The sequence below is a fragment of the Bradyrhizobium sp. LA2.1 genome (genome assembly GCF_040547725.1).
GTDB lineage: Bacteria > Pseudomonadota > Alphaproteobacteria > Rhizobiales > Xanthobacteraceae > Bradyrhizobium > Bradyrhizobium barranii.
In genome coordinates this window covers 269,791-290,287 of sequence record NZ_JBEPQI010000008.1, presented here as the reverse complement: position 1 = coordinate 290,287, position 20,497 = coordinate 269,791, and the positions used below count along the sequence as shown (strand labels likewise).

The following is a 20,497-nucleotide window of genomic DNA, read 5'->3' as shown; positions in this document are numbered from 1 at the left end:
GGGATTGCTGACGCGCGACTACGACGCCGCGCGCGACGCGTCGGCTGAGAGACGCCCGAGCAGTGACCGCGCCGTATCCGACGGCGACAGCGAGTCCACGCTGACGACGGGATCGCTGCGCATCTCGTGCTTGCCATTGGAGGTGTGCCGCATCACCGCCGACAGGCGGCGGGCGATCATGTGGGCGGTACGGAAGTCGGTCTCCGCGAACACGACGATGACGGAGCCGTCTTTCTGCGCCACGCCAAAATCCATCTGCCGCATCAGGCGGCTCAGGATCCGCGCGGCGTCGAGCTGGGCGCGGGAATTGCCGGGCTCGAAGGCGAAGCGCGCCACGGAGAGGCCGCCGCCGCGGGCAAGAGCCTGCTCGACCGCCTTGGCGAAATCGCGGGCAAAAGCTTCCACCGTGAGCAGGCCGCTGCGCGGGTCGAGCCAGCCGCCGGCATCGATCGAGCGCAGCGTGCGGCTCAGTTGCGCTTCCATCGCGTGCTGGCGGATCAGCGGCAGCGCGTTGGCGGCGACCATCGCCGGCATGCCGGGGATCAGCTCGAGATTGGGCAGGTCGTAAGTCTGCGCGAGCTGGTGCGCGGTGACAACCACGGGCAGGCTGCGGAATCGGGTGTCTTCGGCGAGCACCGTGAGGAAGGCGTCGGTGACGCGCGCGGTAAAACCTTCGGCGAGTACGACGCCATCGATGTCGCGGGTGTTGAGATGCTTGGCCGCGGCCTCGATCGAGAGCGCGCCGACGACCCCGACGCGTTCGCCGAGCGCGACCGAGAGCGCAGGATAGGCTGCGCCGCGGCCGATCAGGAGCACCGTTGCATCGCGGGCCGGATCCCCCTCCGGCAACCCGACTTTCGCGTCCGGCAGCCGGCGCAGAACCGTCGCATGGAGAGTCCGTACGCGCAGCGCCGCGCGGAGCCGCGCGACGAGGCGGTCGGAATTGCCGCCGCGCGAGGAAAAGGGCAGGGCGTTCTGCGGCAGCGTGCCCGCAGCATCGAGCGCCACGAACGGCAGGTAGGGCGATTGGTCCGCGATCTTCCTGGCGAGCGTCGCCAAATGGGGCTCGTGCCCGACATGCATCGCGGCGAGAACCGCGGCCGGCTGCACCTGCTCGACCGCGCGCGCCGCGCTGGCCCAGTCGGCGTCGACGACGGGAAACAGACGGGCCTCGTCCAGTGCCGCAATGAAAGGCGGCCGCTGGGCGTTGGACACAAACAGGATCGGGCCCGCCTGGGACATCGCAAACTCTGATCACGCAACAGATGCTGCGCAATCTAGTCCGGTTGCCTTAATGCGGCGTCAATGGATGGGTCGAAACTGCGCTTAAACCGGCCCGGAGCGGTCGCGAAAAGCCTCGACCATCAGGGGGTTAAGCCCGAGTTCATTGAGCGCTTCGCGGGCGCGGGCATTGTCTTGCGCCCGTCCTGCGAGCCGGTGACCCGAGAGCCGGTCGGGCAGTGCGGTGAGCAGGGCGCCCTGGCCGAGCCGGCGCGCCCATTCCTGGAGGTCGTTGGACAGGAAGCGGTAGCCGCCGACGGCCATGATGCCGGAGGGCGGTGCGGTGATGCAGATCGCGCCGCTCGGACGGTCGAGCCGCGCGGCATAGCCGGTGTCGACATAATCGCGCGGCGGCTGCGCCGTCAGCGTGTCGCCGACCGGCTGCGGCGGCGCGTAGGCCGCGATCGGCACCATCGCTCCGCGCAGGCCGAGCGTGCCCCTGGGCGTCAGCAGGATCTCGCCGGCGATGGAGGAACCGGACTGCTCGCGCGGGGCGCCGTGCGGCCCGGGCATCACCGCAACAGGCATGCCGTCCTCGCCGCGGCGGGCGCCGAACAGCCCGGCCTCGCCGAACAGATAGACGTCGGTCAGCGGTGCATGCGGCGCGATCCAGGCATCGCTCGCCGCCACCTGCTCGGGCGCGCGCCAGAGGCCGATGACGTTGCGCAAGCTCGGCATCCGCGCCGCGAGATCGGCATCGCCGAGCCGCAGCGCGAGCTGCGCGGGGGCGATCAGCACCTCGCATTCGTGCTCGTTGATTTGCTGTTCCAGCACGTCGTTCTCGAAGGGATGATGCAGCGCCAGCGTGCCGCCGCAGAGCAGCCACACCGCGAGCGAGGAGGCGAGGCCCGCGAACGACATCGGCGTGAACGCCGCCATCACGGTCGCGCCCTGCTTGATGTCGGCTTCCAGCGACATCGCGAGCCCGCCGGCGATCAGGCTGAAATGCGGCCGCGGCACCGGGCGAAAGCCTTCCGCGGTGACGTCGAAGGAGATCATCGCCGCCTTGCGGCCGTCCTGGATCACGGCGCGCGTGGTGCCCGGCGGGCGGGCCAGCACGTCGTCGAGCGAGGCCATGCCCTCGGGCAGGTCGGCGCCGAAACCGCAGACGTAGCGGATCGAGAAGGCCTCCGCGGCGGCGTGCATTGCGAGGTCGGAATAGCTGACGCCGTCGACCTTGCTCATGGTGACGATGGCGCGCGCCGCGGTGCGGTTCAGCGCGGCGCTCAGTTCCGCATGGCGCCAGAGCAGCGGCAGCACCGCGACGACGAGCCCGGCGCGATGCGCGGCGAGCACTGTCAGCACGAACTCGACCGTAGCAGGCAGCTGGATCGCGATGACGGAATTGGCCGGCAGGCCCGATTCGACGAAATGCGCCGACAGGGCCTCGATGGCGGTGTCGGCCTCGGCGTAGGTCATCCGCCGCGGCTGGTGGCCGGTCACGCGGGCCTTGTTGAGGGGATCGAGCAGGGCGGGCGCGTGCGGTTGCCGCATCAGCGTGCGCTGAAACAGCGTGTCGAGCGTCGGCGATACGGCTGGCTGATTCACGGCGTCACTTCGCTTGCGGCTGCCCCTTCGACCACCAGGTCTCCGGCAGGTAGCCGGACAGCGAAGTGGCCTTTGGCCGTTCTATCCGATTCCAGCGCGCGATCCATTGCTCGGATACGTTAAACAGGGGGATTGTATAGAAACCGGAGATCAGGGCGCGGTCGAGCGCCCGCACAGCCGAGACGAAGGCCGTGTGATCACGGGCCTCGAGGAGAGCGTTGATCATGGTATCGACGGCGGGATCTTTGGCGCCCATGTAGTTGCGGGTGCCCGGATTGTCGGCGGCAGCGCTGCCCCAATAGAAATACTGCTCGTTGCCGGGCGACAGCGACTGGTCCCAGCGGTTCTGGATCATGTCGAACTCGTAGCCGAGCCGGCGCTGGTCGAACTGCACGGGATCGACCGCGCGAACGCTCGGCTCGATGCCGGCGCGCTTGAGGTCGCGCTGGAACGCGAGCGCGATGCGCTCCTGGTCGCGGGTCGTCACCAGCATCTCGAAGGTGAAGGGGGCTTTTGTCGCGCGGTTGCGCAGGACGGTGCCGTCGAGATCGTAGCCGGCGTCCGACAGGAGCTTGAGTGCGGCGCGCAGCGTCGTCCGGTCGCGCCCCGAGCCGTCGGTGACGGGCAGGCGGTAGCTGCCGTCCATGACGTCGGGCGGGATCTGCGCGGCGAAGGGCGTCAGCAGCTCGCGTTCGCGCGCATCCGCGGGCCGGCCATAGGCCGACAGGTCGGAGCCGGCGAAATAGCCGGCAACGCGCGAATAGAGTCCGAAGAAGTAGTTGCGGTTGACCAGCTCGAAATCGAACAGCAGCGTCAGTGCCCGGCGCACGCGGATGTCGCCGAAGATCGGACGGCGCGTGTTGAACACCAGGAATTCGGAAGGCTGCGGCACGCCGGGCTTGATGGTGTCGCGGATCACTTCGCCGCTTTTGGCGGCTGGAAAGTCGTAACCGTCGTGCCAGCGCAGCGGCTCGTGCTCGACGCGGAAATCATAGAGGCCGCGCTTGAAGGCTTCGAACTGGCCGTTGGCCTCGCGAAAATAGTCGAGCCTGATCTCGTCGAAATTGTAGAGCCCGCGATTGATGGGCAGGCCGCGACCCCAATAGTCGGGATTGCGGGTCAAGGTCACGCTGGCGCCGGGCTTCACCGCCATGATCCGATACGGGCCCGAGCCGATCGGGCCGGTCAGCGTCGTCTCCTCAAAGGTCGCGACATCCACTGCATGCTTCGGCAGGATCGGCATCAGGCCGAGGATCAGCGGCAATTCCCGGTCGTTGGCGCCAGCCAGGTCGAAGCGGACGGTGAGAGGGTCGGGCGCCTCGGCCTTGGCGACCTTGGCGTAATATTGCCGATGGTTGGGGCGGCCGTGATCGCGCAGCAGCTGCCAGGAGAACAGCACATCCTCCGCCAGGACCGGCTTGCCGTCGGAGAAGCGGGCGCGGGGATCGAGGCGGAACGTGACAAAGCTCCGCGCGTCATCGGTCTCGACCGATCTGGCGAGCAGGCTGTAGAGCGTGAACGGCTCGTCATTGCCGCGTGCGAGCAGGCTCTCGACCACGTAGTTCCGCACCGGCTGCACGGCCAATCCCCTGACGATGAAGGGATTGAGGCTGTCGAAGGTGCCGAGAATGCCCCAGGTCAGCCGGCCGCCCTTGGGGGCATCAGGGTTGGCGTAGGGCATGTGGGTGAAATCGGCCGGCATCGCCGGCTTGCCGTGCATCGCGATGGCATGGGCTTCCTCAGCCCCTGCGCCGCTTGCGGAGAGCGCGGAGGCGAGGACGAAGGCGAGAAGACCGAGGCGGATGCCAAGGCCCTCAAGAAGGCCCTCGAGAAGGCGCTGGAACATGGACATCGGCACACGTTGATTCGAGGACCTGCGGGCCTGAATCCTATCACAAGGAATTTCACGGATAGCAGGCCCAGGAGCGGTTCAAGGCGTGGCCAAAGACGCTTGTCGGCATTGATCTTTTCGTCGGCCACGTTAAGAAGGCACGCAATCGCGCAAGAGCGTCGAGCCCGTCACTTATCCGCCTCAATTGACGGGGAGAGAGCCGCGCCCAACGCGGCCAGGTTCGTCGCTTCGGAGCGGTTCGGGCACTTCCCGTTCAGAAAGGGTTTTCCGCAATGAATTTCCGTTACTTGGCCGCGTCCGTCCGGCCGCGCGGGCGACTTCTCGCCTTGTTGACGGCGACGGCATTGGCCGTTCCGTTTGCCGCTGAGGCCCAGACCCCGGCGCCGGCCCCCGGTGCCCCCGCCGCGCCCAAGGCGGCCCCGAAAGCTGCTCCGAAGGCTGCCCCCAAGGCTCCGGCGCCGGCTGCCCAGGCTCCCGCCCAGCCGGCTCCCGCGCAGGGCGCTCCGGCGCAGCAGGGCGCCGCGGCCCAGCCGGCCGATCAGCAGATCCAGCTGATCTACGCCCCCTGGACCAAGTTCTGCCTCAAGGGCCAGGACGCCAACGCCAAGCAGGTCTGCTTCACCGGCAAGGACGGCCGCATCGAGTCGGGCCAGCCGGTCATCGCGGCCGTGATCATCGAGCCGGAAGGCGAACCCAAGAAGATCCTGCGCGTGACGCTGCCGCTCGGCATGCAACTCGTGCACGGCACCCGCATCATCGTGGACAACAATGCGCCGTTGCAGAGCCCCTACGTGATCTGCTTCCAGAATGGCTGCATGTCCGACTACGAGGCCACGCCCGAGCTCATCGGCAACATGAAGAAGGGCCAGAACCTCGTTGTCCAGGCGATCAATGCGAACGGTGCGCCCTTGACGTTGCCGCTGCCGCTCGCCGGCGAATTCCAGAAGGCCTATGACGGTCCGCCGACCGATCCGAAGGTGTTCGAGGAAACCCAGAAGAAGCTTCAGGAAGAGCTTCAGAAGAAGGCCGACGAGCAGCGCAAGAAGCTCGAGCAGAACGGTGGCGCGCCCGGCGCGGCTCCGGCCGGTCAGAAGTAAGCGGGCTAAAATCCCGGACATGAAAAAGGCGCTCGGTTCGAGCGCCTTTTTTGCTGGCCGCTTGATGGCGGCAAAACTCAGTTCAAGCGCGCTGGCTCAGTTCAGCGACGGATTGCGCGGGCGATAGCCGCCGGTTTTGTCCTTGATGAAGATCTCGGCGACCTGGGAATGGCGGATCGGCTCGCCGGAATCGTCAGGCACCAGATTCTGCTCAGAGACATAGGCGACGTATTCCGACTCCGCGTTCTCCGCGAGCAGGTGGTAGAACGGCTGGTCCTTGTGAGGCCGCACCTCTTCGGGAATCGACAGCCACCACTCCTCGGTGTTGTTGAATTCCGGATCGATGTCGAAAATCACCCCCCGGAACGAGAAGATCCGGTGGCGAACGACCTGTCCGATCTGGAATTTGGCGGTCCTCGCTTTAATCATTCCCCGTCGATAGACCAGGATTGTGGCCGATGCTAGTGCCCTGATCTGGAATTGACCTTCGACTAAGGGGTGGATAGCCCCAAAATCTTCAGAAAACACTTCATCAATGATCGATATCCTCAATCTGGCGCTACCTTATTTCGGCTTGATCTTTGTTGGATTCGCTTGCGGCAAGGCCAAGTCGCTGCCGGAATCAGGCCTCGCCTGGATGAACTTCTTCCTGCTCTACGTGTCGCTGCCGGCGCTGCTGTTCGCGATCATGTCGAAGACGCCGTTTGCGGAATTGAACAACCCGCCGTTCCTGGTCGCGACCACGCTGTCCACGGTTGCGGCATTCACCCTGGCGCTTGTCGTGGGCAAGGTTCTGGGACGGCTGACGCTGCGCGAGGCGACGCTTGCGGGCCTCTCCGGCGGCTATGGCAATATCGGCTATATGGGGCCGGGGCTGGCGCTCGCCGTGCTTGGGCCGAAGGCCTCGGCGCCGACCGCGCTGATCTTCTGCTGCGACAGCATCTTCCTGTTCACGATCGTGCCGCTGCTGATCGAGCTCTCCGACCGCGACCATCCCTCGCTGGTCCATGCCTTCGGCGTGGTGCTGAAGCAGATCGTGCTCAACCCGCTGATCATGTCGGCCTGCTTTGGCGCCGCCGTAGCGGCGCTTCATATCGAGTTGCCGGTCGCACTCGATCGCACTATCACGTTCCTTCAGAACGCAGCCGCACCGACCGCGCTGTTCGTGCTCGGCGTGACCGTGGCGCTCCGCCCGTTCAACCGGGTGCCGTGGGAGGTGCCGGGCGTGATCGCAGTGAAGCTGTTGATCCACCCGCTCGCCGCGTTCGGCCTGATGCTGGCGTTCGGACCGTTCGCGCAGCCCTGGGCCGCGACCGCCGTACTGATGGCCTCGCTGCCGCCGGCGCTCAATGTGTTCGTGATCGCCCGGCAGAACGACGCCTGGATCGAATCCGCCTCTGTCGCGGTGCTGCTCGGGACCTTCGCGTCGGTGGTCACGCTGACCAGCGTGATGTGGGCGATCCAGACCGGCCGGCTGGCGTTTCCGTAAGCGAGCCTACCGCCGCCACGTCGGGGTCAGGCCCTCGCGCATGGCGAAGCGCCGCAGCGGGCCGATGGCGCCGAGCAGGTGCATGCCGACCGCGCGGACCGGCTGGAGCGGCAGGAAATCGTTGAGCAGGGAACGGTTGGCGATGTCGATCGCGAAAGTGCGGCTCAAGATATCCGGACGCCGCGCCCGGTCGTAGCGCTTGAGCACGTCGGGCGCGCCGGGATCCTGGCCCGCAGCGATGGCTTCGCCCGCGAGCCTGGCGATGTCAGCGGCATCGCGCAGGCCAAGGTTGAGGCCCTGGGCGCCGATCGGCGGGACCACATGGGCGGCTTCGCCGACCAGCGCGATGCGGTCGCGCCCGAAGGATTTTGGACGTTCGATCGCCAGCGGGAATAGGTTGCGGCCCGGCTCGACCGTCATGCGTCCCAAAATGGAATGCGACTGCTTCTCGATCGCGGCGGACAGCTCCGCGTCGCTCAAGCCGCGAAGCCGCTCGGCGTTGGCGGGGGCCGAGACCCAGACGATGCTGGAGCGGTCGCCGGGCAGGGGCACGAACACACAAGGGCCATGCGGCGTGTGGAACTCGGTCGAGACGTTGCGATGCGGGCGCGCGTGGCCGACGTTGAAGGTCAGCGCGGTCTGCGTCAGGTCGCGCCGCGTCACCGCGATGCCGGCGGCTTCCCGACACAGCGAGTGCCGGCCGTCGGCGCCGACCACGAGCCGGGCCGAGAGGAATTGACCGGACGCCGTGCGGACCGCGACGTCGTCGGCTTCGATGACGACGCTTTCGGCCTCGTCATCGCAACGGACGAGGTTAGGCAACTCGGCCGCGCGTTCTTCCATCGCCAGCATCAGCGAGCGGTTGTCGATATTGTAGCCGAAGGCGTCGAGCGCGATTTCGTGGCAGGAGAACCGGACCTCCGGCGCCCGGAACAGCCGGCCGGTGTCGTCGACGAGGCGCATGATTTCGAGCGCGGCCGCCTTGCCCTTGCAGCGCGGCCAGACGTCGAGGCTCTCCAGGAGATCGATGGAGGCGCCGAGCAGGGCGGTGGTGCGGTTGTCGGCGTAGGGCATGCGCCGCGCCACCAGCGCGGTCCGCGCGCCGGCCTGCGCCAGTGCGATGGCGGCCGCCAGTCCCGCCGGTCCGCCGCCGATCACGGCCGCGTCATGGAGTGTCGATGCATCTGTCATGGAACGACAATTGACATGCTGCGCGGCAAATTCAAGCCCGGCTATATTTCCTTGATTTTGTGGCGAATTGTGCGACCGCGCGCCGCAATGGCGGATGTGCAAACCGGTCTCATTCTGATAGCAGAAGCCATGGATACCCAAGAGGATTCCCTGAAGCCGAGACCGGCGATCCGCGCCGCGGCCTTCTCGGTGCACATCTTCACCGCATTCGGCGCGGCCATCGCGCTGCTGGCGATGCTGGAGGCCGTGCGCGAGCATTGGGCGGCGATGTTTCAGTGGCTGGGCGTCGCCCTGATCATCGATGCGATCGACGGGCCGATCGCCCGCCTGCTGAAGGTCAAGGATGTGCAGCCGAACTGGTCGGGAGACGTGCTCGATCTCGTGGTCGACTTCGTCACCTATGTGTTCGTGCCGGCCTATGCGATCGTGGCGAGCGGGCTGTTGCTGCCGGTGGCCGCGCCGCTGCTCGGCATCGCCATCATCGTCACCAGCGCACTATATTTCGCCGATCTGCGCATGAAGGCGGACGACAATCATTTCCGCGGCTTTCCGGCGCTGTGGAATGCGGCGGCGTTCTATCTGTTCCTGCTGCACTGGCCGCCGCTGGTATCGACGCTGCTGGTCGCGGCGCTTGTCGTGCTGACCTTCGTGCCGTTCCACGTGCTGCATCCGGTGCGGGTGGTTCGGCTGCGCTGGCTGACGATGTCGCTGATCGCGATCTGGGCCGTGCTCGGCCTCTATGTGCTGGAGATGGATTTTCGCGTCGGCACCGGCGTGACCATCGTGCTCTGCGCCATCGCGCTCTGGATCAGCTTCAGCGACGCCTTGATCCGCCTGGCAAGATCCTTCGCATGATGCACCTCCTCACTAGTCCTGAAGCCTGGGCCGCGCTGCTCACCTTGACCGCGCTCGAGATCGTGCTCGGCATCGACAACGTCATCTTCCTGTCGGTGATCGTGTCGCGCATCCCCGAGAAGCAGGCCCACCGCGCCCGCCAGATCGGGCTCGCGCTGGCGCTGATCTTCCGCATCATCCTGCTCAGCCTGCTGGTCTGGCTGATCGGCCTGACCGCGCCGGTGTTTTCGTTTTCGGGTTACGGCTTCTCCTGGCGCGATCTCATCCTGATCGGCGGCGGCCTGTTCCTGATCGCCAAGGCGACGCACGAGATCCACGCCGAGGTCGAAGCCGATGACGGCGAGGGCGATCGGGAGTCCGGCGGCAGCGCGTTCTTCTGGGTGATCGTCCAGATCATCGTCATCGACATCGTGTTCTCGCTGGACTCGATCATCACCGCGATCGGCATGGCGCAGGACATCGAGATCATGATCGCGGCGGTCGTGATCGCCTGCCTGATCATGTACATTTCGTCGGGGCCGGTGTCGCGATTCGTCGCCGAGCATCCGACCACCAAGATGTTGGCGCTGGCGTTCCTGGTGCTGATCGGCGTCGCCCTGGTCGCGGACGGATTCCAATTCCACATTCCGCGCGGCTACATCTACTTCGCAATTGCGTTCTCGGCGGCGGTGGAATTCTTCAACGTGCTGGCGAAGCGCAACCGCAGGAAAGTCCGCAAGTCGTCCGTTTAGCCGTTCCAATCTGGGTCGAGTTGACAAGGCGGGCGCGATGTCTTTCGCTCAGCGGCGAGAAGACCGAGAGGAGGTCAGGTGATGACCAAAGCCGTCCGTGTGCACAAGGTCGGAGGCCCCGAAGCCCTGGTCTATGAGAGCGTCGATGTCCCGGCGCCGGCTTCCGGCGAGGTGCGCATCCGCCAGCATGCGGTCGGGTTGAACTTCATCGACGTCTATTATCGCACCGGCCTCTACAAGGCGCCGGGGCTGCCCTTCATCGCCGGCAACGAGGCGTCGGGCGAGGTCATCGCCGTCGGGCCCGGCGTGACGCATTTTCATCCCGGCGACCGCGTGGCCTACTACCACAATCTCGGTGCCTATACCGGCGAGCGCAACATCCCCTGGGAGAAGCTGGTCAAGCTGCCCGACCACATCACGCACGAGCAGGGCGCCGTGCTGATGCTGAAGGGGCTGACGGTCTGGTATCTCCTGCACAAGACCTTCAAGGTCGAGCCGCATCACCGCGTGCTGATCCATGCCGCGGCCGGAGGCATCGGCTTGCTCGCCTGCCAATGGGCGAGGGCGCTCGGCGCGCACGTCATCGGCACCGTCGGCTCGCGCGAGAAGGCGGAGCTTGCGGAGGCCAATGGCTGCGACCACGTCATCCTCTACAACGAGGAAGATTTCGTCGCGCGCGTGAAGCAGATCAGCCGCAACGAGGGCTGCGACGTCGTCTATGACGGCGTCGGCAAGGCGACCTTCCCGGGCTCGCTGTCCTGCCTGAAGCCGCGCGGCATGTTCGTCTCGTTCGGCAATGCCTCGGGGCCCGTGCCGCCGTTCTCGATCGCCGAGCTCAACAATCACGGCTCGCTGTTTGCGACGCGGCCGAAGCTCAATGACTACGTCGGAACGCGCAAGGAGCTGCTGGAAGGCGCCGACACGCTGTTCGCCGCCGTCATCAACGGCAAGCTGCACGTGCCGATCAACCACGCCTACGCGCTCAAGGACGCCGCCAAGGCGCATATCGATCTCGAAAGCCGCAAGACCACCGGCGCGTCGATCCTGAAGCCGTAGCAAGTTGCTCCATCAAAGTCGTCATGCCCGGGCTTGTCCCGGGCATCCACGTTCTTTGTGCCGCGCTTCAAGGCGTGGATGGCCGGGACAAGCCCGGCCATGACGGCGAGGGCGTTTACGCCACCCGCCGTGCCGCGCCGGCCCTGGTCAAAATCCCGTCGAGACAATCAATCATCTCGACGATCTCGGCCCGCGTGACGTTCAGCGCCGGCATGAAGCGCAGCGTGTCGAGCTGCGGCGCGTTCAGGAGCACGCCGGCCTCGAACGCCTGCGCGACGATGCCTGGCGCGATCGGCAGCTTGAGGTCGAGCGCGAGCAGGAGGCCGCGTCCCCGCACGCCGCCGAGGCCGTGCCGGGCCGAGACCTTCTGCAACTCGCTTTCGAGCAGCAGGCCGGTCTCGGTGACCGACTTCAGGAAGTCGGGTTTGCAGACCTCCTCGAGCACTGCCAACCCAGCCGCGCACATGATCGGGTTGCCGTTGAACGTGCCGCCCTGATCGCCGTGCTCGAAGCAGGAGGCACGTTCGGTTGCCAGCAGGGCCGCCAGCGGCACGCCACCGCCGATGCCCTTGCCGAGCGTCATGATGTCGGGCGCGATGCCAGTGTGCTCGTAGTGGAAGAGTTTTCCGGTCCGGCCCATGCCGGTCTGGATCTCGTCAAAAATGAGCAGCAGGCCGTGCGCGTCGGTGAGCGCGCGCAGTTCCTTCAGGAACTGATCGGTCGCGGGCCACACGCCGGACTCGCCCTGGATCGGCTCCAGCATCACCGCGACGGCGTTGTCGTTGATCAGCTCTTCGACCGAGGCGATGTCGTTCAGCTTCGCCTTCTTGAAGCCGGCGACCTTCGGCTCGAACAGCGGTTCGAACGCCTTCTTGCCCGAGGCTGACATCGTCGCCAGCGTCCGGCCGTGGAAGCCGCCTGCGAAGCTGATGATCTCGAACGCGCCGTTCCTGTGCAGGCTGCCGTATTTGCGCGCGAGCTTGATCGCGCCCTCGTTGGCTTCCGCGCCCGAGTTGGCAAAGAACACCTGGTCGAACGCGCTGTTTGCGACAAGCCGCTCGGCAAGTTTCAGGCTCGGCTCGTTGTAGAAAGCCGGGCTCGGCGTCAGCAGCCGCTTCGCCTGCGCGGAAAGCGCATCGGCGATCGCGGGCGGGGAGTGACCGAGGCAGTTGACGGCCCAGCCCTGCACGAAATCGAGATAGCGCTTGCGGCTGTCGTCCCAGAGGTAGGAGCCCGCGCCGCGGACGAACACGGCCTTGGGCCGTGCGGTGATGTCCATCAGCGCGTCAAACGGATGCGTGGTCATGTCGAACTCCTCTGGAGGCGGGTGGAAATGGAGCGCAAAAAGCAGAAAGGCCGCACCTTGCGGGTGCGGCCTTTGCGAAAACTCGGCTGAATTCAGTGGTTCAGCGGCGTCGTCGGACATGGCGCACCCTCTCGTCGTCGCGGAAGCGACGGCGGAGCATTTCGGTGCGCTGATGGGTCCGAGCGTTGATCATGGGGCGGGTCCCTACAGCCGAAGGGCAGGGCTTGTCAAGCGGGCGTTTTGAAGAACACCCGTCCGGGGTGCATCGGCGAGATGGGAGCACGTCACTGAACGCCGTAGCGCGCAAAACTGTCCGCGATGCCGGCGTTGATTGCCTTGGCGGCCGCGATGTCTTGCTCAGCGCCTTCGCTGTCGCCCTTCTTTCGCTTCGCCAGTCCGCGGCCGTAGAGGGAGCCGTCGAGCTCAGGCTTTGCGCTCAGCGCCGCGTCGTAATCCGCAATCGCCGCGTCGAGATTGCCGAGCTTCAGATACGTGAGGGCGCGGCTGTCCAGCGTATAGGGGTCGTTGGGAGCCATCCGCAGCGACTGCTCGCAATCGGCCAGCGCCTCCTGCAGGCGGCCAAGGATCGCACGCGTCATGCACCGCGAATTGAACACGCCCGGATAGCTCGCATTGGCCTTGATCGAGCGATCGTAATCCTCCAGCGCCTGCGGATAGTCGTGGGTGTCGAAATACATGTTCGCGCGCGCAAAGAAATCGCGATCGTTGTTCGGACTGAGCTGAAGCGATTTTGCGAAGTCGACCGGCGCACGCGTACGGTCGCCGCGGTCGCGGAAGACGCGTGCGCGGTTGCCGTAGGCCGGGCCGTAATTCGGGTCGAGCTTGATCGAGAGATCGAAATCCGCCAGTGCGCGAGCGTCGTCGCCATGGTTGCGATAGGCAGTGCCGCGATTGAAATAGGCCAGCGCAAATTTAGGGTCGAGCTTGATGGCCTGATCGTAGTCGGCCATCGCATGCTCGTAGTCGTTCTTGTGGATGTGGGAATTGCCGCGGTTGTTGTAGTAGAGCGCATCGCGGGAATTCAGCCGAATGGCGCGCGTGTAGTCGGCAATGGCGTGGTCGGTGTCGCCGAGATCGTCATGGGCGATGCCGCGATTGTACCAGAGGTCGGCGTCTTTCGGATCGAGATCGATGGCACGGTTGAAGTCCGCCAGGGCACGCTCCGTGTCGCCTTTTCGCCGAAACATCTCGCCGCGATTGGCCAGCGCCCGCACATTCGAGGGATCGGCCTTGAGCACGGCCGAGCAGCCGGCGATGCGCTGATCCTCGTTTCCCCCGTCGTCGTCGCCATAGCACCATTGGCGTGCCTGCGCGGCTGACGGCGATCGCGCGGTGGCGGGGGCGGACAGGGCGAACACGGCCATTGCGATGCCGATCGCAGACAGCTTGAAGAGAATCCTTGACGTTTCAGTGTGTTTCATTGTTTTCCACATCGAAACCATTGCGCCTCTAGCGCGTTTGTGATCGAAGGACGCGACTTGGTTCGAACCGAATGCATCACGGATCAGACCAAGAAGGCGGGACCAACCAGATAGTTTGAAGACCTTGTCCGATACGCCTTACCCGATCGACCTCGACAGCATTCGCGGCGCGTTTCCGCCGGGCATCGAGGCGCCGTCCCTGCTGGTCGACTTTGCCGATTGGCTGAACGGGCGCCCGTGGGGCAGCGTCGGCCGTTTCTCGCTGCAAGGCCAGTTCTCCGATCAGGCGCCGATCTTCGACGGCAGTCCCTTGCGCGACAGGTTTTCACTGTTCATGCGGCTGCCGGATGGCTCGGCCGTCGGCGGCTGGTATGGCGCAGGTCTTGATCGCGACAACCCGCCGATCGTGGGGCTGGGCTCCGAGGGCGACTACGAGCTGCTCGCGCCGAGCCTCGACGGCTTGCTGGCGAAGCTGACGTCACAGCAATTTGACAAGGCCTGGAGCGATCTCAAGCCGCATGACGAGGTCGAGTGCCAGACCGACGAGCTCGCGAAATGGCTTGCGGGACAGCCGATCGGCGACAAGGCCGCGTGTGACGACGGTGCTGCAGAGCTTCCCGATTTCCGCGGCTTCGTGGAAAAATGGAGCCGGGATCGCGAAGACTATTGGGCCAATCATCGCTTGATGGCCGAGCTCGGCTGGCGGCTCGCCGCGCATCTGCCCAAGGGCAAGAAGCCCTGGGACAAGACCCGCTTCGAGGTCGCGATCGTCGGCAAGCAGTACGAGGCCCGCGTCCTGACCCTCGGCCCGCAGCCGTTCGAGGAGGCCGCCTCGATCGAATCGCTGCTGCGCGATCTGCGCGAGGAGATGCGCAAGGCACAGCCCGAGCTCGGGCTGTGGCACGCGATGAAATTCGGCCTCTATGTCGACGGCCGCGTCATGCCGAACTTCGAATACGATGTGCGTCCGATCATCGGCGGCGAGCCGGCGCAGCTCTCCGAAGCAAAGGCCGATCTCGCCCGCGCCCCGCGCCCGGAGCGGTGGGTGCCGAAATGGCTGGCGTGACGGAACACCGTCAGAATCCCGTCACGGAGCCGTGCAATCAGGTTGCTGATTGAATTAGCTTCTCGTCGGGGTAGTTCGCTGATGCGCGGCCTTTGTCACCGGTTGATTGTCGCGATCCTGCTGATGTCAGCGGCCTCGGCCGCAGACGCGCAAACCGAGCTCGTGGAAAGCGCCGTTGCCGACCTTCCGATCGTGCTGGCTACCGATCCCGCGCTCACGCGGCCTCACGTGATCACACCGGACGAAAAGAAAAACAGCGATGAGGCCGATGCTGGCGGCGTTATTCTCACCTACGTTTTTGAAACGAAGCTTCGCCTTCGGTCGGAGAGGTACTTCCTGGTTGTCTGCAGCTCCGGCGGTAGTGCCGACTACAATTGCGTATTTAACCTGATTGGAGGCGCGGGCGATCTCTATCAAGACCAGATCGAAGGCCTCCGATTCGAGATACCCGGCGACGGTTGCGTCTACGCCTCCGGTCACGTCAATACGATGTTCGACCATCGACGCAAGTACTGCCTTGACGACGACCGGTTGAAGGAGGTTAACCAGCCGTTTCATTACGTCGGCCTCAAGTCAAAGACGCTGCATGACTTGACGTTCTATTTCGATAAGGCTGCGACGAATGCGGTCGGCACCATTCCGAAGGGTGAGTTCGTTGAGGTGCTCGTCGCAAGCGACCGACGTGAGGAGGACTCGTCCGAGCGCTACCATTTCCTCGTTCGGAACAAGAATGGACTGACTGGTTGGGTCAGTCTGGCCGGAGGTCAGCAAGCGGAAGACATCGAGGGAATCTTTTTTGCCGGCGACTAGTCGCGTCGAACCGGTGTTCTTCTGCTGTCGCGCCGTCTTGACCTCGCGGGAACGGCACCTTCGATCCCCCTTGCGATCCCCCTTGACTTAGAGTGCGCTCGAAGGGGTATCTGTACGTGCGTCAGTACGAGAACGGGCACACATGAAGATCGGCGACCTCGCAAAACGAACCGGCTTGTCGACGCACACGTTGCGTTATTATGAGCGCGTCGGGCTGCTGCCATACGCAGACCGGGATCGTTCCGGCCAGCGTGACTTCGACGCATCGATCCTCACATGGATCGCATTCCTCGGTCGGCTCAAGACCACGGGAATGCCGATCCGGGACATGTTGCGTTATGCGGCGCTTCGTGATGAAGGCGATGCCACCGGGCCAGCCCGGCGGCAGATGCTGGAAATCCACCGGGAACAGGTTCGCACGCAGATTGCCGAACTCCAGGAATGCCTACTCGTCCTTGATACCAAGATCTCCGGTTATGCCGGCGATGAACAGAGGACGAAGGAAAATGACGCACGCCCAAACACAAGCCGAAAGCCGCTTCGATCGCGGCCAGCGGGCCCTGTCACGCATTGACGGCAGAGCCGGCGAAAAGGTCGTCGCCTCACTCGCCGACATCGCTCCGGATTTCGCACGATACGTGATCGAGTTTCCCTTCGGCGACATTTACAGCCGCCCGGACCTCGGCCTGCGCGATCGAGAGATCGCGACGATCGCCGCGCTGACGGCGCTCGGAAATGCCGCGCCTCAGCTCAAAGTGCATATCGAGGCGGGTCTGAACGTCGGGCTGTCTCGCGACGAGATCGTGGAGATCATCATGCAGATGGCCGTCTATGCGGGCTTCCCGGCGGCGGTGAACGGGCTGTTCGCAGCCAAGGAGGTGTTTTCCGCGCATGACGGACGGCAGGCGTCGGGGGAAGCGACGTGACGAACTTCGAATACGATGTGCGCCCGACCATCGACGGCGAGCCCGCCAAGCTGACCGAAGCCCAGGCCGATCTCGCCCGCTCCCGACGCCCGGAGCGCTGGGTGCCGAAATGGCTGGTTTGACGGAGCTGTAGCCCAGCGACGGTCTGCTCCCTGCAAGCTTGAGGCACAGAGGCTTCCACAGCGTCATGGCCGGGCTTGTCCCGGCCATCCACGCATTGCCCAGTGGCACGAAGAACGTGGATGCCCGGGACAAGCCCGGGCATGACGACCTTCTTCATATCCGGTTGCAGCGACCCGCAAGAGAGGTGACGCGATCGTTGGCGCCGTCAGAACCCCGCGACGCTGCCGTGCAGGTCGTATTGGTCGGCGCGCTCGATCTTCGCGGTGACGATCTCGCCGACGCGTAACGGGCGGCGGCTGGAGAGATAAACCGCGCCGTCAATCTCCGGCGCGTCGGCCTTGGAGCGGCCTTTTGAAACCGTCGGGCCGACCTCGTCGATGATGATCTGCTGGCGCGTGCCGACCTTGCGCTTCAGCCGGCGCGCGGAGATCTTCTGCTGGCGGGCCATCAGCGCGTTGTAGCGCTCCTGCTTGATCTCTTCGGGCACGGGGTTCTCGATCGCATTCGACGTCGCACCGGCAACCGGCTCGTATTTGAAGCAGCCGAGGCGATCGATCTCGGCCTCATCCAGCCAGTCGAGCAGATAGGCGAAATCGGCATCGGTCTCACCGGGGAAGCCGACGATGAAGGTCGAACGCAAAGCGAGATCGGGACATTCCTCGCGCCAGCGCTTGATCCGCGCCAGCGTCTTGTCCTGCGCTGCAGGGCGCTTCATCGCCTTCAGCACCTCGGGGCTTGCATGCTGGAACGGGATGTCGAGATAGGGCAGCACCTTGCCCTCGTTCATCAGCGCGATGACCTCGTCGACATGCGGGTAGGGGTAGACATATTGCAGCCGGACCCAGGCGCCGAGCTCGCCGAGCTCGCGCGCGAGGTCGAGGAATCTGGCGCGGACCTGGCGATCCTTCCACGGGCTCTCGGCATATTTGAGATCGACGCCGTAGGCCGAGGTGTCCTGCGAGATCACCAGCAGCTCCTTGACGCCGGCGCCGACGAGGCGCTCGGCCTCGCGCAGCACGTCATTGGCCGGACGCGAGACGAGATCGCCGCGCAGCTTCGGGATGATGCAGAAGGTGCAGCGGTTGTTGCAGCCCTCGGAGATCTTCAAGTACGCGTAGTGGCGTGGCGTCAGCTTGATGCCCTGCGGCGGCACCAGATCGAGATGCGGATTGTGGGCGGGCGGCAGCGCGCGATGCACGGCGTCCAGCACGCTCTCATATTGCTGCGGGCCGGTGATGGAGAGCACGCCGGGATAGGCTTGCTCGATCTGCTCGGGTTCCGCGCCCATGCAACCGGTCACGATCACCTTGCCGTTCTCGGCCATGGCCTCGCCGATCGCAGAGAGCGATTCCTGCTTGGCGCTGTCGAGGAAGCCGCACGTATTGACGATGACGATGTCCGCCCCGTCATGCTTGCGGGCGAGCTCGTAGCCCTCGGCGCGCAGGCGCGTGATGATGCGCTCGGAATCCACCAATGCCTTGGGACACCCGAGCGACACGAAGCTGACCTTGGGCGCAGCCGTCTGATCCATATCCAAATCTGCCTGATTGACAGGCCTGAGCTAGTCCCAATTGCCCATAATTACAACCCTTTGCATCGCCCTCCGGCATGCTATGGATGAATCGCCGGGTGGTGAGTGAGCTATGAGCGCCGAACAGTCGCCTAAAATCGTGATTGTCGACGAAAGCCCGATCCGGGCTGCGATCCTCGAGGAAGGGTTGCGGGAGGCCGGATTCACGCAGGTCGTCCATATCCGCGAGATGCAGAGCCTGCTCGCCCGTATTTATGCGGTGGATCCCGACATCATCCTGATCGATCTGGAAAACCCCAGCCGCGACGTGCTTGAGGCGATGTTCCAGGTCAGCCGCGCCGTGAAGCGGCCGATCGCGATGTTCGTGGACCAGAGCGATTCAGCCTCGATCCAGGCGTCCGTGGAGGCGGGAGTATCCGCCTACATCGTCGACGGGTTGAAGAAGGAGCGCATCAAGCCGATCCTCGACCTCTGCGTGTCCCGCTTCAACGCCTTCGCAAAACTCCAGGAGGAGCTGGAGCGCACCAAGTCGCAGCTCGAGGACCGCAAGATCATCGAGAAGGCCAAGGGAATTTTGATGAAGGTCAAGGGCCTCACCGAGGACGAGGCCTACGTGCTGCTGCGCTCCACGGCGATGCGCGAGAAGAAGAAAATCGGCGAGATCGCGCAATCGATCATCACCGCGTCGGAGATGCTGAAATGACCGGTCCCCTCCGCATCGGGTTCATCCCGCTGGTCGACGCCGCCGCCCTGATCGTCGCCGTCGACAAGGGCTTTGCTGCCGCCGAAGGGCTCGAGGTCGAGCTGTTGCGCGAGGTCTCCTGGTCCAACGTGCGCGACAAGCTCAATATCGGCCTGTTCGACGCCGCGCATCTGCTGGCGCCGGTCGCGATCGCGTCCTCGCTCGGGCTCGGCCACGTCAAGGTGCCGATCGCGGCGCCCTTCAACCTCGGTATCAACGGCAACGCGATCACGGTCTCGCCGGCGCTCCATGCCGCGCTGATGGAGGAGATCGACGGTGACCGCTTCGATCCGCTTGTCACGGCGAAAGCGCTGGCGAAGGTCGTCGCGAAGCGTCGCAAGCTAGGTGCCGATCCGCTGACCTTCGGCATGACCTTCCCGTTCTCGACCCACAATTACCAGCTCCGGTTCTGGATGGCGGCGGCCGGCGTCGATCCGGATGAGGATGTGCGCCTCGTGGTACTGCCGCCGCCCTACATGGTCGATAGCCTCGCCAATGGCCATGTCGATGCGTTCTGCGTCGGGGCGCCCTGGAACTCGGTCGCGGTCGATCTCGGCATCGGCCACATCCTGCATTTCGTCTCCGACATTCTCGTGCGCGCGGCAGAGAAGGTGCTGGCGGTTCGTCAGGTCTGGGCCGACAAGCATCCGGATGTGGTGGCAGCGCTGGTGCGCGCGGCCGTGAGGGGCGCCGAGTTCATCGAGAACCCCGCGAACCTGTCTGAGGCGGCGCGGATCCTGGCGCAGCCGGAACGGATCGGCGTCGATGCCGAAGTCATCCAGCGAACCCTCACCGGGCGCCTGAAGATTTCTCCCGACGGCACCCTCCGCGAGAGCGGTCGCTATCTCCTGGTCGGACGCGAAGGGGCAGGGCGCCCCGATCCGGTCCAGGCGGCCTGGCTCTATGCGCAGATGGTGCGCTGGGGGCAAACGGCGTTGACGCCTGACGGCGTCAAGACGGCGATGGCCGTGTTCAGGCCCGACCTCTACGACGCAGCCCTCGGTCAGCAATCGCCCGCTGAAGCCCCCGCGGCGTTCGGGGCATTTGCGGGCCCGGCCTTCGATCCCGGCAACATCCGGGGGCACCTGGAGGCCTTCGAGGTCGGACGCTGGAAGGCCTGATTCGGTCCTGCATCAATTTTGGGCGGACGAGATTATCGGCTAAATTTTGGGCCGCCTGCTCGAATTTCATGAGAGTTCCGGACCGCGATTTTCCGGGCTCGTCTGTATCCATATGAAATCAAAGAAATTTTCATTTCATCGAAGCTGGCACGCAACTTGTATGTTGCAGTGCGGCCAGCTTGTCACAGACGCCTGCTGAGCCAAGTCCCGCAGCAACGAAGCTGACCGGACCGTTGGGTGCGCAGCCGGCTTCTTGAGCCAGCCGAGTTCCTCGCGGGTCGCGCAATTTTCCGTCGATGCCACCCGGTGGCCGCAGGAGCTTCGTTACCG

19 protein-coding genes and 1 pseudogene are annotated in these 20,497 nt (G+C 65.0%); 12 read left to right on the top strand and 8 right to left on the bottom strand.

Going from position 1 to position 20,497, the window contains the following annotated elements; all coding sequences use genetic code 11:
• Positions 1-18 precede the first annotated feature (18 nt).
• From ABIB95_RS18350 to ABIB95_RS18340, 3 genes are all read right to left on the bottom strand, one after another.
• On the bottom strand, positions 19-1,242 hold the full coding sequence (locus ABIB95_RS18350) for a GGDEF domain-containing protein (RefSeq protein ID WP_354241018.1): 1,224 nt from the start codon (positions 1,240-1,242) through the stop codon (positions 19-21).
• Between the two features lie 84 nt (positions 1,243-1,326).
• The gene (locus ABIB95_RS18345; RefSeq protein ID WP_354241016.1) at positions 1,327-2,829 is read right to left on the bottom strand and encodes an AMP-binding protein; all 1,503 of its coding nucleotides are present in this window, start codon (positions 2,827-2,829) and stop codon (positions 1,327-1,329) included.
• 4 nt (positions 2,830-2,833) lie between these two features.
• Entirely contained in the window at positions 2,834-4,681 is a 1,848-nt protein-coding gene (locus ABIB95_RS18340) for an extracellular solute-binding protein (protein WP_354241014.1), read from the bottom strand.
• A gap of 272 nt (positions 4,682-4,953) precedes the next feature.
• Here ABIB95_RS18340 and ABIB95_RS18335 point away from each other — a divergent pair, with 272 nt between their 5' ends.
• Positions 4,954-5,778, top strand: a complete 825-nt coding sequence (locus tag ABIB95_RS18335) for an invasion associated locus B family protein (RefSeq protein ID WP_135213671.1) — start codon at positions 4,954-4,956, stop codon at positions 5,776-5,778.
• A gap of 96 nt (positions 5,779-5,874) precedes the next feature.
• Here ABIB95_RS18335 and hspQ read toward each other — a convergent pair whose 3' ends face one another.
• A complete protein-coding gene (hspQ, locus tag ABIB95_RS18330; protein ID WP_014495177.1) occupies positions 5,875-6,207 on the bottom strand; it encodes a heat shock protein HspQ in 333 nt (110 codons plus the stop codon).
• A 106-nt stretch (positions 6,208-6,313) separates the two neighbouring features.
• On the opposite strand from hspQ, the gene ABIB95_RS18325 reads away from it, so the two are divergent.
• Positions 6,314-7,267 carry an AEC family transporter gene (locus ABIB95_RS18325; protein ID WP_028147872.1) on the top strand — a complete coding sequence of 318 codons (954 nt, stop codon included), beginning with the start codon at positions 6,314-6,316 and terminating at the stop codon, positions 7,265-7,267.
• A 6-nt stretch (positions 7,268-7,273) separates the two neighbouring features.
• On the opposite strand, the gene ABIB95_RS18320 is transcribed toward ABIB95_RS18325, so the two are convergent.
• The gene (locus tag ABIB95_RS18320) at positions 7,274-8,458 is read right to left on the bottom strand and encodes a UbiH/UbiF family hydroxylase (protein ID WP_354241011.1); all 1,185 of its coding nucleotides are present in this window, start codon (positions 8,456-8,458) and stop codon (positions 7,274-7,276) included.
• 87 nt (positions 8,459-8,545) lie between these two features.
• On the opposite strand from ABIB95_RS18320, the gene pcsA reads away from it, so the two are divergent.
• The 3 genes from pcsA (at position 8,546) to ABIB95_RS18305 (ending at position 11,100) form a co-directional block, all read left to right on the top strand.
• Positions 8,546-9,313, top strand: coding sequence for a phosphatidylcholine synthase (gene pcsA, locus ABIB95_RS18315; protein ID WP_071917447.1), 768 nt, complete (start codon positions 8,546-8,548; stop codon positions 9,311-9,313).
• Positions 9,310-10,044, top strand: coding sequence for a TerC family protein (locus ABIB95_RS18310; protein ID WP_063983222.1), 735 nt, complete (start codon positions 9,310-9,312; stop codon positions 10,042-10,044). The genes pcsA and ABIB95_RS18310 overlap by 4 nt, the downstream gene beginning before the upstream one ends.
• An 81-nt stretch (positions 10,045-10,125) precedes the next feature.
• A complete protein-coding gene (locus ABIB95_RS18305) occupies positions 10,126-11,100 on the top strand; it encodes a quinone oxidoreductase family protein (protein ID WP_014495182.1) in 975 nt (324 codons plus the stop codon).
• Between the two features lie 115 nt (positions 11,101-11,215).
• On the opposite strand, the gene ABIB95_RS18300 is transcribed toward ABIB95_RS18305, so the two are convergent.
• Together ABIB95_RS18300 and ABIB95_RS18295 are read right to left on the bottom strand one after the other, a co-directional pair.
• Positions 11,216-12,406 carry an acetylornithine transaminase gene (locus tag ABIB95_RS18300; protein WP_354241008.1) on the bottom strand — a complete coding sequence of 397 codons (1,191 nt, stop codon included), beginning with the start codon at positions 12,404-12,406 and terminating at the stop codon, positions 11,216-11,218.
• 284 nt (positions 12,407-12,690) lie between these two features.
• The gene (locus ABIB95_RS18295) at positions 12,691-13,848 is read right to left on the bottom strand and encodes a tetratricopeptide repeat protein (protein ID WP_354241006.1); all 1,158 of its coding nucleotides are present in this window, start codon (positions 13,846-13,848) and stop codon (positions 12,691-12,693) included.
• A gap of 115 nt (positions 13,849-13,963) precedes the next feature.
• Here ABIB95_RS18295 and ABIB95_RS18290 point away from each other — a divergent pair, with 115 nt between their 5' ends.
• The 5 genes and pseudogenes from ABIB95_RS18290 to ABIB95_RS18270 form a co-directional block, all read left to right on the top strand.
• On the top strand, positions 13,964-14,914 hold the full coding sequence (locus ABIB95_RS18290; RefSeq protein ID WP_225048847.1) for a hypothetical protein: 951 nt from the start codon (positions 13,964-13,966) through the stop codon (positions 14,912-14,914).
• 42 nt (positions 14,915-14,956) lie between these two features.
• Positions 14,957-15,724, top strand: a complete 768-nt coding sequence (locus ABIB95_RS18285) for an SH3 domain-containing protein (RefSeq protein WP_166096616.1) — start codon at positions 14,957-14,959, stop codon at positions 15,722-15,724.
• Between the two features lie 142 nt (positions 15,725-15,866).
• Positions 15,867-16,298, top strand: a complete 432-nt coding sequence (locus tag ABIB95_RS18280) for a MerR family transcriptional regulator (protein ID WP_071913796.1) — start codon at positions 15,867-15,869, stop codon at positions 16,296-16,298.
• The gene (locus ABIB95_RS18275; protein WP_014495189.1) at positions 16,231-16,650 is read left to right on the top strand and encodes a carboxymuconolactone decarboxylase family protein; all 420 of its coding nucleotides are present in this window, start codon (positions 16,231-16,233) and stop codon (positions 16,648-16,650) included. Before ABIB95_RS18280 ends, ABIB95_RS18275 begins: the two co-directional genes overlap by 68 nt.
• A pseudogene (locus ABIB95_RS18270) lies at positions 16,647-16,772 on the top strand (hypothetical protein); the annotation flags it as partial. The gene ABIB95_RS18275 and the pseudogene ABIB95_RS18270, both read left to right, overlap by 4 nt.
• Positions 16,773-16,978: 206 nt before the next feature.
• On the opposite strand, the gene rimO reads toward ABIB95_RS18270, so the two are convergent.
• Positions 16,979-18,304: a 30S ribosomal protein S12 methylthiotransferase RimO gene (gene rimO / locus ABIB95_RS18265; RefSeq protein ID WP_354241004.1), complete on the bottom strand. Its 1,326-nt coding sequence runs from the start codon at positions 18,302-18,304 to the stop codon at positions 16,979-16,981.
• Between the two features lie 112 nt (positions 18,305-18,416).
• Here rimO and ABIB95_RS18260 point away from each other — a divergent pair, with 112 nt between their 5' ends.
• Complete coding sequence (locus ABIB95_RS18260) at positions 18,417-19,007, top strand: ANTAR domain-containing response regulator (RefSeq protein ID WP_027559205.1); 591 nt, start codon at positions 18,417-18,419, stop codon at positions 19,005-19,007.
• Complete coding sequence (locus ABIB95_RS18255) at positions 19,004-20,167, top strand: CmpA/NrtA family ABC transporter substrate-binding protein (RefSeq protein ID WP_354241002.1); 1,164 nt, start codon at positions 19,004-19,006, stop codon at positions 20,165-20,167. The genes ABIB95_RS18260 and ABIB95_RS18255 overlap by 4 nt, the downstream gene beginning before the upstream one ends.
• Positions 20,168-20,497: the final 330 nt, after the last annotated feature.